At 41.3% G+C, this 13,094-nt stretch carries 14 protein-coding genes; all 14 read left to right on the forward strand.

Annotated features, from left to right (window positions below; genetic code table 11):
- Positions 1–12: 12 nt before the first annotated feature.
- Positions 13–831, forward strand: coding sequence for an alpha/beta hydrolase (locus tag ACHZEU_RS01210; protein ID WP_279495162.1), 819 nt, complete (start codon positions 13–15; stop codon positions 829–831).
- A 1-nt stretch (position 832) separates the two neighbouring features.
- Entirely contained in the window at positions 833–1,366 is a 534-nt protein-coding gene (locus ACHZEU_RS01215; protein ID WP_279495160.1) for a GNAT family N-acetyltransferase, read from the forward strand.
- Between the two features lie 353 nt (positions 1,367–1,719).
- Positions 1,720–2,955 carry a substrate-binding domain-containing protein gene (locus ACHZEU_RS01220; RefSeq protein WP_279495159.1) on the forward strand — a complete coding sequence of 412 codons (1,236 nt, stop codon included), beginning with the start codon at positions 1,720–1,722 and terminating at the stop codon, positions 2,953–2,955.
- Between the two features lie 60 nt (positions 2,956–3,015).
- Complete coding sequence (locus tag ACHZEU_RS01225) at positions 3,016–3,792, forward strand: ABC transporter ATP-binding protein (protein WP_279495157.1); 777 nt, start codon at positions 3,016–3,018, stop codon at positions 3,790–3,792.
- Positions 3,767–4,474: an ABC transporter ATP-binding protein gene (locus ACHZEU_RS01230; RefSeq protein WP_279495156.1), complete on the forward strand. Its 708-nt coding sequence runs from the start codon at positions 3,767–3,769 to the stop codon at positions 4,472–4,474. The genes ACHZEU_RS01225 and ACHZEU_RS01230 overlap by 26 nt, the downstream gene beginning before the upstream one ends.
- A gap of 16 nt (positions 4,475–4,490) precedes the next feature.
- Positions 4,491–5,363: a branched-chain amino acid ABC transporter permease gene (locus ACHZEU_RS01235; protein WP_279495155.1), complete on the forward strand. Its 873-nt coding sequence runs from the start codon at positions 4,491–4,493 to the stop codon at positions 5,361–5,363.
- Positions 5,360–6,376 (forward strand): branched-chain amino acid ABC transporter permease, encoded by a 1,017-nt coding sequence (locus ACHZEU_RS01240; protein WP_279495140.1) that lies wholly within the window; start codon positions 5,360–5,362, stop codon positions 6,374–6,376. Before ACHZEU_RS01235 ends, ACHZEU_RS01240 begins: the two co-directional genes overlap by 4 nt.
- Entirely contained in the window at positions 6,373–7,377 is a 1,005-nt protein-coding gene (locus ACHZEU_RS01245) for a 3-oxoacyl-ACP synthase (protein WP_279495139.1), read from the forward strand. Before ACHZEU_RS01240 ends, ACHZEU_RS01245 begins: the two co-directional genes overlap by 4 nt.
- Before the next feature lie 12 nt (positions 7,378–7,389).
- The gene (locus ACHZEU_RS01250; protein WP_279495138.1) at positions 7,390–8,301 is read left to right on the forward strand and encodes an alpha/beta hydrolase; all 912 of its coding nucleotides are present in this window, start codon (positions 7,390–7,392) and stop codon (positions 8,299–8,301) included.
- Positions 8,285–9,016: a 3-oxoacyl-ACP reductase FabG gene (gene fabG / locus ACHZEU_RS01255; protein WP_048393085.1), complete on the forward strand. Its 732-nt coding sequence runs from the start codon at positions 8,285–8,287 to the stop codon at positions 9,014–9,016. Before ACHZEU_RS01250 ends, fabG begins: the two co-directional genes overlap by 17 nt.
- Before the next feature lie 15 nt (positions 9,017–9,031).
- Complete coding sequence (locus tag ACHZEU_RS01260) at positions 9,032–10,507, forward strand: class I adenylate-forming enzyme family protein (protein ID WP_259950268.1); 1,476 nt, start codon at positions 9,032–9,034, stop codon at positions 10,505–10,507.
- Positions 10,508–10,568: 61 nt separating this feature from the next.
- Positions 10,569–11,123 carry a short-chain dehydrogenase gene (locus ACHZEU_RS01265; protein ID WP_279495135.1) on the forward strand — a complete coding sequence of 185 codons (555 nt, stop codon included), beginning with the start codon at positions 10,569–10,571 and terminating at the stop codon, positions 11,121–11,123.
- A 253-nt stretch (positions 11,124–11,376) separates the two neighbouring features.
- Positions 11,377–11,640, forward strand: coding sequence for a YhdT family protein (locus ACHZEU_RS01270; RefSeq protein ID WP_004227902.1), 264 nt, complete (start codon positions 11,377–11,379; stop codon positions 11,638–11,640).
- Positions 11,640–13,085 carry a sodium/pantothenate symporter gene (gene panF / locus ACHZEU_RS01275; protein ID WP_048393080.1) on the forward strand — a complete coding sequence of 482 codons (1,446 nt, stop codon included), beginning with the start codon at positions 11,640–11,642 and terminating at the stop codon, positions 13,083–13,085. Before ACHZEU_RS01270 ends, panF begins: the two co-directional genes overlap by 1 nt.
- Positions 13,086–13,094: the final 9 nt, after the last annotated feature.

Genomic DNA, 13,094 nt, shown 5'->3' on the forward strand with positions numbered 1-13,094 from the left:
GGAGGAACAACAATGCCATTTTGTCAGACAAATAAAGCGAAAATTTACTACGAAATAATTGGAACAGGGATACCTATCATCATGCTACATGGTTTTTCTCCTGATCATCGTTTGATGAAGGGCTGTATGGAGCCTGTTTTTAAAAAACGTGAAGGGTGGAAACGTATTTATCTGGATCTTCCGGGAATGGGAAAAACAACAGACTATTCATCAATTCAAAACTCGGATGAAATGCTAGAAGCGATTATCGAATTGATACACACAATCATTCCACAAGAATCGTACTTGTTGGTTGGTGAATCTTATGGTGGCTATTTAGCGCGCGGTATTATGAGGAAATCAGTGGATCAACTTTTAGGTACTGCCTTTATTTGCCCTCTCATCATTCCTGAAAAAGAACAACGTACGGTGCCACCGCATTGTATTGTACAAGCAGACACCGCTTTTTTATCAACATTAAGTCAGCAGGAGCAAGATGATTTTATGGCTAATCAAGTTGTCTTAAATGCCTATAATTGGGAGCGCTATTCAACAGAGGTGTTGGTAGGGTGTAATCTAGCAGATCAGACATTTTTAGAAAAAATTCAGCAAAGCTACAGATTTTCCTTTGCCGTTGACGAAAAGTCCTTTGATAAGCCAAGTCTCTTTTTGCTGGGTAAACAAGATTCTGTGGTTGGCTATAAGGACGCGTTTTCACTTCTAGAGAAGTTTCCCAGAGCAAGCTTTGCCATTTTAGATAGAGCAGGCCACAATTTGCAGATCGAGCAACCTGAATTGTTTACCGAGCTGATGAGTGAATGGTTGAATCGTGTAGAGGGAGCGATGGATTAAAGTGATACTTGCAAATGATAAATTATTTTTAAGAGAATTCAGGCAGCAAGACTGGGTTGATGTGCATAAATATGCCTCTCAGGAGGTTGTTTGTAGGTATCAAACATGGGGACCGAATTCAGAAGAGGATACAAAAGAATTCATTCAGGATGCTCTCGATGAAGCAACACAAACACCAAGGGAACGATATGTTTTTGCTATTATTCATCAAGAAACATTAATAGGTGCGGTAGAAATCATGATTAGGGATTTTGTAAATGAAGTCGGGGAAATTGGCTATATCGTGAACCCTGATTATTGGGGTAAGGGAATAGCAACGCAGAGTGCTAAATTGATGATGACTTTCGGCTTTGAAACATTAAAGCTCCATCGTATTTATGCAACATGCGACCCTCGAAATATTGGATCATCCAAAGTATTAGAGAAAATAGGAATGTCAAAGGAAGGAATATTACGTGAAAACATGTTAATGAAAGATGGCGTTTGGCGAGATTCATTATTGTATAGTATGTTGAAACAAGAATGGTTATCATGAAGCGTACGATTAAAAGTCATCTTATTTAGGGGTATAAAGCTATGCGGAAGGAAAAGAGCAACAAGAATCCGATGTATCACTGCAATTAAATGCAGTAGTGAATGAGAAAAAAATTATAAGAAAAATAGATGTGGACTCTAAAAAGCAAGAATGTTGATTTCTAAACATTCTTGCTTTTTGTTTTAAGAAATGTTGTTTAGTTGCCATTCTGCTTCGCTCCATTTTCGGGACAGAGCTAGGTGGCTCATATTTGAGCTATCTAGCTTGTAACTAATTTGTAACTGGACTTTTATATAGTGTTGTCATAGCAAGAAAGCGCTTTCTAGGGAGCTTATTTTGAAGGGGGATATGGGATGAGGAAGCAGTGGTATTGGTTTCTTTTAGTGATGTTGGCTGTGGTGTTGGTGGCTTGTAATGGGGATACGAAAGACGGCGCAACGGAAGCGGATTCTTCTGATGGGGAGGCGAAGGCGGTTACTGCGGAAGGCGGCACAATTAAGATTGGTGTGCTTGCATCGTTAACTGGGGCGCTTGAGTCATATGGGAAGCAGACGCAGCGAGGATTTGATTTAGGAATTGAGTATGCAACAGGGGGCACGATGGAGGTCAATGGTAAGAAAATAGAAATTGTATATGAGGATACCGAAACAAAGCCAGAGGTGGCTGTGCAAAAAGCGACAAAGCTTTTAGAAGATGATCAGGTTGATTTTTTAGTGGGCTCTTCAAGCTCGGGTGATACGCTCGCTGTTCTACCGCTTGCCGAGGAGTATGAAAAAATTATGGTGGTAGAGCCTGCAGTGGCTGACAGTATTACAGGTTCAGAGTTCAATGAGTATATTTTCCGAACAGGTCGTAATTCATCACAGGATGCCTATGCGGCAGCAGCGGCTATTGCAGGCAAAGGTGTGAAGATTGCTACATTTGCGCCAGATTATTCGTTTGGCTGGGATGGTGTGAATGCCTTTAAAACGGCAGCGGAGAAATTAGGGGCTGAAATTGTACTAGAGGAGTATGCAGATCCTGCTGCAACAGATTTTACTTCCAATTTGCAAAAAGTGATTGATGCGAAGCCAGACTATTTGTTTGTGGTTTGGGCAGGAGCAAATTCACCATGGAATCAAATTGCAGATCTTAAAATTCAAGAAAAGGGCATTAAAATTTCGACGGGTGCACCGGATATTATTGCGCTTCAATTTATGAATCCATTGGTTGGGATGGAAGGCTTCTCGGTGTATTATCATACACTTCCTCAAAATGATGTCAATCAATGGTTAGTAGATGAACATCAAAAACGTTTCAATGAAGTGCCCGACTTATTTACGCCTGGCGGCATGTCTGCGGCGATTGCTATTGTGGAGGCATTGAAACAATCGGATGGGGATGCAGACGCCAACAAGTTAATCGACGTTATGGAAGGTATGTCCTTTGAAACACCAAAAGGGACAATGACATTCCGTGAAGAGGATCACCAGGCTCTACAATCCATGTATTCGATTCGCTTAGAGCAACAAGATGGTGTGGATTATCCAGTACCAGTACTTATTCGGGAGCTTAGTCCTGAAGAGACAGCACCGCCCGTTATGAATTAAAGAATTGAGAGGCAGCATAGCTGTCTCTCTACATAAATGTGAGAAGGAAGGGAGTAGAGAATGGAGCCTATATTATATACAGATAATTTAACAATTCGTTTTGGGGGACATACGGCTGTAGATGGCGTTAATTTTCAAATGCCTGAGAAGCATTTAAAGTCCATTATTGGGCCGAATGGTGCTGGGAAAACAACCTTCTTTAATTTGATTAGTGGTGAGCTAAAGCCAACTACGGGTGATGTTTATTTTAAAGGGCAATCACTTGCACAAAAGTCGGCCATTGAAAGAACTCGAATGGGATTGGGACGATCTTTTCAGATTACCAATGTTTTTCCAAACTTAACGGTTCTCGAAAATGTTCGTTTAGCCGTCCAATCCAAGGAGAGAATTCGTTATCAGCTATTCCGCCATTACAAAAGCTATCAGGCGATTACGGACAAAGCGGAGGAGTTATTGGCACTTGTGTTACTCGACAATAAACGAGATGCCCTGACAACAATGCTATCCCATGGAGAGAAAAGAAAGCTTGAGATTGCCATGCTACTCGCGTTAGATACAGAAATTCTACTGCTCGATGAACCCACTGCAGGGATGTCATTAGAGGAAGTACCTACGATTTTAGAAATTATTCGAAGCATAAAACAGCAGGGGGATAAAACCATTTTGCTCATTGAACACAAAATGGATATGATTTTGGATTTATCGGATTCTATTATGGTGTTGTTCAATGGTCAGCTATTAGCAGATGGCTCACCAGAGGAAATTATGAATAATGATACTGTGCAACATGCATATTTAGGAGGGCTGTACGATGACCACCTTACTGACATTAAATGAGGTTCACACGCATATTGGTCAATATCATATTTTGCAGGGCGTTAATTTTGAAGCGAAGGAGGGGCAGGTTACTGTACTGCTCGGACGCAATGGCGCAGGGAAAACGACCACCCTGAAAACAATAATGGGTTTAACGCCTGCAACAAAGGGTGACATTGCCTTTCGCTCCCAATCGATTAAAAAAAGTCCTACCTATAAGGTGGCGAAATTAGGAATCGGCTATGTACCTGAAAATCAAGGGATTTTTGCAGATTTAACGGTAGAGGAAAACATGAAGGTAGCGATGCGCAAGGAGGATACAGCCACATTAGAGCGACAGCAATATGTGCTAGAGCTGTTTCCTGACTTAAAGAAGTTTTGGAAAAAGGCTGGTGGGCATTTATCCGGTGGTCAAAAGCAAATGCTGTCCATGGCTAGAGCCTTTATCAATGATAGCCAATTAATATTGATAGATGAGCCTTCCAAGGGACTTGCTCCGATAGTTGTGGAAAAAGTGATGGAATCGATTGTGGAAATGAAAAAGAAAACGTCCATTGTTCTAGTGGAGCAAAACTTTATAATGGCTAGTCGAATTGGTGATACCTATACATTAATCGATGATGGTAGAACAGTAAATTCGGGCAATATGCAGGATTTGATTGATGATGAAGAGCTAAAACGCAAGTATCTTGGCATTGGATAGAGGGGGGTGACTATCATTGGAGCTATTGGTCAATTTAATTATTAATGGCTTGGCCACTGGGATGTTAATTTTTCTGTTAGCAGCTGGTTTGACATTAATTTTCGGTTTAATGGATGTATTGAATTTTGCGCATGGTGGGCTCTTTGTTTGGGGGGCCTATGCGGGCATCTTTACCTATATGTTGACAGAAAGTTTTATCGTTGGGATTATAGGCGCGATTGTGACTGGAGCGTTGCTTGGACTGCTGACAGAGAAATTCATTATTACGCCTGTTTACGGCAATCATATTCAGCAAATTTTAATTACCTTAGGGCTGATGCTCGTTTTGCAGGAGCTTATTAAGGTGGTCTTTGGACCAAATGGGGTGGCAGTAAAAACACCAAGTTATTTAGCAGGAAGCTGGGAAATTGGTGATGTGATCATCATTAAATATCGTTTATTTATTATTGTCATAGGGTTTGTGATTTTTGGTATTTTCCAATACATGCTGAAGCGCACGAAGATTGGCTTGATCGTTCGGGCTGGGGTGCAGGATAAGGAAATGGCGCAGGCTCTCGGTATTCATATTAAGCGTGTATTTTTATACGTCTTTATGGTGGGCGCTGCTCTGGCGGCACTTAGTGGCATGTTGATGGCTCCCTATTCAGGTGTGATTTATGCGGAGATGGGCATGGAGTATGCCATTTTAGGCTTTATTGTTGTGGTAATTGGCGGTATGGGTAGTTTTTCCGGCTCCTTGCTTGCAGCGATTTTAGTAGGGCTAGCAGGTAGCTTTATGGCTTATTATGTCCCTGTGCTGTCACTGGCGGTCAATATGATTTTAATGGCCGTCGTTTTAATTTTCCGTCCTCAGGGGCTGTTTGCGATGCGAAAGGAGCGGACATCATGAACAACAAAATATCTTTACGTACTTTCGCTTTTTTCCTGTTACTTGTCATTTTTATTATCCTTCCTTTTGTCAATGATTCAAGGACACTACTTATTTTACTCACACAAATCTTTATTTTTGGGATATTGGCAATGAGCTATGATATTTTACTAGGCTATACAGGCATCGTCTCCTTTGGGCACGCCATGTTCTTCGGCATTGGTGCCTACACAACAGCAGTCATGCTTAAGCAGATGGATCACACACTCTTGATCTTTGTACTGTCCATCGTGATTGGTATGCTACTAGCAGGCTTCATTAGCTTTTTAGTAGGTTTATTAACCTTACGCTTAAAAAGTCATTTTTTTGCGATGCTGACGCTAGCCTTTTCGGGGTTATTTTTAGTCTTAGCTGAAAAGTGGCGCTCTGTTACGTATGGCAATGATGGCTTTACATTCAGAGCACCTGATCTATTTAGAGATCGAATGACCTTCTATTTCTTTGTGCTAGCAAGCTTGGTTGTCATCTTTTTGGCGCTCTACCGCTTTGTTAATTCACCAACAGGTCGTATTTTAATTGCCGTTCGTGAAAATGAACAGCGGACGAAATCATTAGGCTTTAATACGTTGCACTATAAAGTCATTGCCTCAGTTGTGGCAGGCATTGTAGCAAGTTTTGCTGGCTCCTTATATGCAGTGTCATTGCGCTTCGTTAACACGAGTGTGATGGCCATGGATATTACGCTGGATGCATTGTTAATGACGATTATCGGTGGGGTTGGTACTTTAGTGGGGCCGTTATTAGGCTCGGCGGTCATTGAATATGCGCAACATGCACTGTCAGGGCTTGCACGAGATTATCCTATTTTTGAACGTTGGATTATCTTCTTCGGGATTCTCTATATTTTAGCCGTTATCTTCTTCCCAAAAGGTATTATTGGCTCATTAAGATTGCTCTTTTGGAAGTGGCGAGGAAGGCTAAAGCAACGAAAAACGACAGGTCCCTTGCCTCAGGAAAAGGAGCGATTTGAATGACAGTTGGTATTGTTAGTACAGGTATTTATCTACCTCAACAGAAGATGGCATCGCAGGAAATTGCGGCTCTTTCCAATATTCCTGAGGCCATTATCCGTCAAAAAATGGGCATTCATGAAAAGCCAATTCCTGATAAGTCTGATCATACCGTGCAAATGGGTATCTGGGCAGCACAGGAGGCGATTCAAAAGGCAAATATAGACCCTAAGGATATTGATGTTGTCATCTATATGGGGGAGGAACATAAGGAATATCCACTCTGGACAGCCTCCATTAAAATGCAGGAGGAGCTTGGTGCTGTTAATGCATGGGCATTTGATGTGCAATTACGCTGCGGCACTACAATTATGGCGCTGAAAGTGGCGAAAAGCCTAATGGCCTCAGATGACACGATACGAACCATTCTGTTAGCAGGTGGTTATCGCAATGTTGATTTTATCGATTACAGCAATCCACGAACGCGCTTTATGTACAATTTAGCGGCTGGTGGAGGGGCCATGTTATTACAAAAAAACTATGAAAAAAATTTGCTACTAGAGGCAGATATTATAACGGATGGTTCTTTCTCAGAGGATGTAGTCGTGCCAGTCGGGGGAACGAAAAATCCATTAACCCCAACCCATTTAACCGAAAATTTATATAAGCTTGACGTTTTGGACCCCATTGGGATGAAGGAGCGGCTAGAACAAAAATCTTTAAGCAATTTTTTGAAGGTCATTCGCAGTTCTTTAGCGAAAAGTGGATACAGTGACGATCAGCTAGATTATTTAGCGATGTTGCATATGAAAAGATCTGCACATGATTATATTTTAACGGAGCTTGGCTTACAGCAGGAGCAGTCTATTTATTTGCAAGACTATGGACATATAGGTCAGATCGATCAAATATTGTCCCTACAGCTAGCACAGGAGCAAAACCAAATTCAAGCAGGCGATATTGTGATGCTTGTTAGTGCTGGCATTGGCTATGTATGGGGAGCTATCACAATACGTTGGGGATAAGGGGGAAATGGCATGGTAAAAACGATTCAACTAGCAAATGGAGAAACAATGGCCTATCGCAAGCGATCAGGTGGAGGTCATCCTTTAGTGTTGGTACATGGCAATATGACATCTTCTAAGCATTGGGATATTCTGATGGATGCTTTAGACGAGAAATACACCATTTACGCGATAGATTTACGTGGTTTTGGTGAATCATCCTATCTTAAGCCAATCACTGCTATTAAAGATTTTAGTGATGATGTCAAACTATTTGTGGATGCACTGCAACTGCAAAGCTTTGATATGATTGGCTGGTCAACAGGTGGAGCTGTCTGTATGCAGTTTGTAGCAAATTATCCAGGACACTGTCAACGACTAATTTTACTTGCGTCTGCTTCTACACGTGGTTATCCATTTTACACGGATTTAGGAACAGGCGATCCAGCCTCCTTTAAGCGAGCCTATCATTATGAGGAGGTATTGGTGGATACATCCAAAACAAAGCTTATTCAAGGCTTCTACGATGAAAAAAATGCGGAAGGCTTACAGTCTATATGGAATGCATTAATTTATACGCATCATCGACCAAACGAGGGAAAATATCAAGAATATGTAGAAGATATGCTTACACAGCGCAATTTAGCAGAAGTATATCATGCACTCAATACATTTAATATAAGCGCTGTTGACAATGAGGTGGCAAAAGGCTCTCGGGAGGCCATGCTGCTTCATATCCCAATTTTAGTGCTCCGAGGGGATCGTGATTTGGTGATTACAGAGGAGATGAATGCAGAGATATTACATGATTTAGGCAAAACAGCACAGTTTGTAAGCCTAAAAAATTGTGGGCATTCGCCTTTGGTCGATGATTTAGCACAATTGACAGCTGAAATTGAAGCTTTTTTAGAAATTGGAGGAAGACAGTATGCGTTTGAACAATAAAGTGGCTATCATTACAGGCGCTGCAAATGGTATTGGCTATGCGGCTGCTGAGCGTTTTATCGAGGAGGGGGCATGGGTGTTTATCGCCGATTATGACGATAAAGCAGGCATTCTAGCAGCACAACAACTAGGCGAAAATGCTGTATTTATACAAGTAGATGTTGCAAGTAGAGAGAGCGTTAATCAGCTGGTGACGGCAGTGATCGAACAGGCAGGACGGATTGATATTTTAGTGAATAATGCGGGGATTACAAGAGACGCGATGCTGACAAAAATGACGGAGGATCAATTTCAGCAGGTACTAGATGTCAATTTGACAGGTGTCTTCCATTGTACACAGGAGGTCATTCCCTATATGGTGGCAGCAGGTGGAGGCAAAATTATAAATACATCCTCAGTTAGTGGAGTATATGGCAATGTTGGTCAAACCAATTATGCAGCGACAAAAGCAGCGATTGTAGGTATGACAAAAACATGGGCGAAGGAATTAGGGCGTAAGGGGATTAATGTTAATGCAGTGGCACCTGGCTTTACAGAAACAGATATGGTCAAAAAAATGCCTGAAAATATTTTGGCTCAAATGCGATCAATCGTCCCCCTACAACGCCTAGGGACACCACGTGATATTGCCAATGCCTATTTATTTTTAGCATCTGATGAGGCCTCCTATGTTCATGGGCATACTCTGCATGTGGATGGCGCAATTATGATGTGATAGGGGGTAGTCAAGATGTTTGTTGAGCAAGAATGGATTTTAAAACGTGCAGCTTTAACACCTCACCACATCGCCTTGATTAATTTAACATCAAAGGAACAATGGACCTACCAGCAATTATCTGAGGAAATCGGCAAATGGAGTCAATTTTTCGAACGGCAGCAGCTACAAAAGGGAAGTAGAGTCGCTGTTTTTGCGAAAAATCATATCCAATTGTTTGCTGTTTTATTTGCCTGTGGGCTACGTGGGCTCATTTATGTGCCGTTAAATTGGCGCTTAAGCAAGGAGGAGCTAACACAAATTTTGGAGGATGCGACTCCTGCTATCCTATTATACGAAGAGGATAGTCATTGTCCCTTAGTTTTAGAAAAAATGTTTTCACTTTATGTTAGCCAGCATGAGAAGGAGATACAACCAAGTAGGCAAGACGTGGATGTGAATGATCCATGGTTAATGATTTATACAGGAGGCACGACGGGTCAGCCAAAGGGGGTAGTGTTATCCTTTCAGTCGGTCAATTGGAATGCCATGAATACTATTATTAGCTGGGGTTTACATGCTCAAGATCGGACATTAAATTATATGCCGATGTTTCATACTGGTGGCTTAAATGCTTTATGCATCCCCTTACTGATGGCGGGAGGAACCGTCATTATTGGCGATAAATTTGATGCAGAAGAGGCACTACAAGCAACGAACCAATATCAAACGACAATTTCTCTTTTTGTGCCAACTATGTATCAAGCAATGATTGCTACGAAGTATTTTCAGGAAAATCAATTTCCTTCCATGAAGGTATTTTTATCTGGCGGTGCCCCGTGCCCTCATCCTATTTACGATGCTTTTTATAATAAGGGATTATTTTTTAAAGAGGGATATGGTTTAACAGAAGCAGGACCCAATAATTTTTATATTGACCGAGAGCGTGCCTATGCAAAAAAGGGGGCTGTCGGGAAAAGCATGCAATTCAATGAAGCTAAAATCATCAGTCATACAGGAAAAAGTTGTGCACCTGGAGAAGTAGGAGAGCTATTGGTAAGAGGGAAGCATATGTTTCGCTTTTACTGGAATAACAAGCAAGAAACTGCCAATATCCTGCAAGATGGCTGGTTGAAAACAGGGGATTTAGCGATGATGGATGCGGAAGGCGATTTTTATATTGTTGGGCGTAGAAAAGAAATGATAATTTCAGGTGGTGAAAATATCTATCCTCAGGAAGTAGAACAATGTCTACTACGGCATCCAGATGTGCGGGAGGTGGCCGTGATTGGTGTAGGTGATGACTATTGGGGTGAGATCGTGACAGCTTTTATTGTTTGTCCCCACCAAGTAGCCTCTCTAATAGATGATCTTAATGAGCTATGTCATCAACAATTAGGACGTTATAAGATTCCAAAACAAATGATTTTCTTAGACGAACTACCAAAAACAAGCGTTGGTAAAATCGATAAAAAGGCATTGTATAGGCTTGTCGACTCATCGATCTGTTAAGTATGATGAGAAGGAAGAAACGCTCGTCTTTCTAAATCCGAAATAAGAGAGGGACACATAAATGGCCCACGCATTAGTTATTGGTGGAACAGGGATGTTGGCTGACACATCCTGTTGGTTAGTGAATGATGGCTACCATGTCTCAGTAATTGGACGTAGTGCCCATCGAATGGAAGATTTGCGAAATAGAACAACCAAACCCGCACTTCTAACGCCGATTTTAGTTGATTATTGTAATATAGCCTTATTAAAAAAGAAGCTAGAAGAAACGCTTAAGCATAATGGGCCCATTGAATTGGTCGTTGCTTGGATTCATTCCTATGCGGATACTACATTAGAGAACATCTCCAATGTAATTTCAATAGAGAATAACGGGGAATGGAAACTGTTTCATGTGTTGGGGAGTAAGGCGAATTTAAGTGAAGTCCAAGAGAAATTGAAGCTCCCTGCTCGTTCGCAATACAGGCAAATCCAGCTAGGTTTTATGATGGAAGAAGGTCATGCGAGATGGCTTACGCATGAGGAAATATCGCAAGGTGTCGTTGCTGCTATTCAACAGGATCAACCTATCCATATTGTCGGGACGCTACAACCTTGGGAAAAGCGACCATTATAAACTAACTAACCTTCGTCTAACTAGATGGACGAAGGTTTTTACTTATCTCCATTATCAGTTTGTTGTAGATGTCTACATAATTGTGAGGGATAGTTAGGTTTGTGTGAAAAACGTCAGGATCAAGCAACTTTCTTCTCCTTACCTTTTACTTAGTATAACAAAATCATTTCCATATAACTTATCCTTATTTACTCACATCTCTTCCCATCAGACCGACATATCAGTAAAATAGAGTAGGTTAGGGGGATTACATGTGAAAGATCAACGCTTTAAAATAGCGCATCGAGAGGCGCTTATCGGAATTGGACTCGTCCTAGTCAACTTTGCGATTTGGTTTGGCTTTGCCTATGGATTAGGTTCAGGAGATCCAAGAAATTATACGTATGTATTTGGTTTTCCTGCCTGGTTTTTCTATAGCTGTATCGCTGGGACAGGCTTTATGATCCTTCTTATCTGGATTGTGATGAAACTCTTTTTCAAAGAGGTACCATTCGATGATGAGGAGGTGGATCGCTAATGCATTGGCAAGTTGTATTTCCATTGCTATTATTTTTAATTATTATTTTTGGAATCGGTATTTGGGCCAATAAGCATGTCCGCTCCTCTAATTCATTCCTGCAGGAGTATTTCCTAGGTGGTCGTGAAATGGGTGGTTTTATCCTTGCAATGACGATGATTGCTACATATGGCAGTGCGAGTAGTTTTATCGGAGGACCGGGTGTAGCCTATACAAAAGGACTTGGGTGGGTATTACTGGCAATGGCTCAGCTACCAGCAGGTTATTTTGTACTCATGATTTTAGGGAAAAAATTCGCCATTATTGCTCGTCGTTACCAGGCCATTACGTTAATCGACTTTTTACGTGAACGCTACAAAAGCCATGTCATTGTTATTTTATCAGCCATTAGTATCATTGTTTTCTTATTTTCGGCTATGATGGCTCAATGGGTTGGGGGTGCACGCTTAATTGAGTCATTAACTGGCTTAAGCTACACAGCAGCACTGTTTATTTTTGCGATTTCCGTGTTAGTATATGTGATTATCGGAGGCTTTCGTGCGGTTGCACTTACAGATACGGTCCAAGGTTCAATTATGGTGATTGGTACAATTATTTTATTAATCGGCACGATTGTGGCAGGTGGAGGCATCGACAATATAATGGCCTCACTGGTCGCTGAAAATCCTGACTTTGTGTCACCATTTGGCGCACAAGGAGATTTAACGCCTCTGTATGTCTCAACATTTTGGATTCTCATTGGTGTAGGGGTTGTAGGACTTCCGCAAATTGCGGTTCGTGCGATGAGCTATAAGGATTCCAAAAGTATGCATCAAGCGATTCTTATTGGCACGATTGCCATAGGGACAATCATGTTTGGCATGCATTTAATTGGGGTGTTAGCCCGACCTGTCTTACCGGGCATTGAGATTGGTGATAAAGTCATGCCGCTCCTGACATTGAAGGTATTACCGCCATTTTTAGCAGGAATCGTTTTAGCTGCACCAATGGCTGCGACAATGTCTACGGTTAATGCTTTACTAATGCTTGTCAGCTCTACAGTTGTCAAAGACATCTATTTAAATTATATGAAGCCGAAAGCTAGTGATGCAGAGATAAAGCGTGCAAGCTTTATTGTAACAACAGTCATTGGCCTAGCCGTTGTCATCTTTGCACTCAATCCACCTGATTTATTAGTGTGGTTGAACTTATTTGCCTTCGGTGGACTAGAGGCTGTCTTTATTTGGACAGTCGTTTTAGGATTGTATTGGAAAAAAGCGAATAAATACGGAGCGATTGCGTCAATGATTTCAGGCATGTTGTTGTATATTATGATTGATCGGTTTTATCCTTCTGTCTTTGGTATGCATACAGTCACGATACCAATTGTCGCATCCTTCTTTATTTTTGTGATTGTCAGTTTGTCCACTAGTCATAAATTTAAAAACGAAAAGCTTATGATTTAACGCCAAAAC

Source organism: Lysinibacillus sp. S1 (assembly GCF_044986265.1).
GTDB classification, from domain to species: Bacteria; Bacillota; Bacilli; order Bacillales_A; family Planococcaceae; genus Lysinibacillus; species Lysinibacillus capsici.

Excerpts from the sequence above, each read along its gene's own strand:
- ACHZEU_RS01245 (WP_279495139.1), top strand. The coding sequence starts at position 6,373 with ATGACAGTTGGTATTGTTAGTACAGGTATTTATCTACCTCAACAGAAG.
- ACHZEU_RS01260 (WP_259950268.1), top strand. The coding sequence starts at position 9,032 with ATGTTTGTTGAGCAAGAATGGATTTTAAAACGTGCAGCTTTAACACCT.
- ACHZEU_RS01250 (WP_279495138.1), top strand. The coding sequence starts at position 7,390 with ATGGTAAAAACGATTCAACTAGCAAATGGAGAAACAATGGCCTATCGC.
- ACHZEU_RS01220 (WP_279495159.1), top strand. The coding sequence starts at position 1,720 with ATGAGGAAGCAGTGGTATTGGTTTCTTTTAGTGATGTTGGCTGTGGTG.
- ACHZEU_RS01240 (WP_279495140.1), top strand. The coding sequence starts at position 5,360 with ATGAACAACAAAATATCTTTACGTACTTTCGCTTTTTTCCTGTTACTT.
- ACHZEU_RS01265 (WP_279495135.1), top strand. The coding sequence starts at position 10,569 with ATGGCCCACGCATTAGTTATTGGTGGAACAGGGATGTTGGCTGACACA.
- ACHZEU_RS01225 (WP_279495157.1), top strand. The coding sequence starts at position 3,016 with ATGGAGCCTATATTATATACAGATAATTTAACAATTCGTTTTGGGGGA.
- panF (WP_048393080.1), top strand. The coding sequence starts at position 11,640 with ATGCATTGGCAAGTTGTATTTCCATTGCTATTATTTTTAATTATTATT.
- ACHZEU_RS01230 (WP_279495156.1), top strand. The coding sequence starts at position 3,767 with ATGACCACCTTACTGACATTAAATGAGGTTCACACGCATATTGGTCAA.
- ACHZEU_RS01210 (WP_279495162.1), top strand. The coding sequence starts at position 13 with ATGCCATTTTGTCAGACAAATAAAGCGAAAATTTACTACGAAATAATT.
- fabG (WP_048393085.1), top strand. The coding sequence starts at position 8,285 with ATGCGTTTGAACAATAAAGTGGCTATCATTACAGGCGCTGCAAATGGT.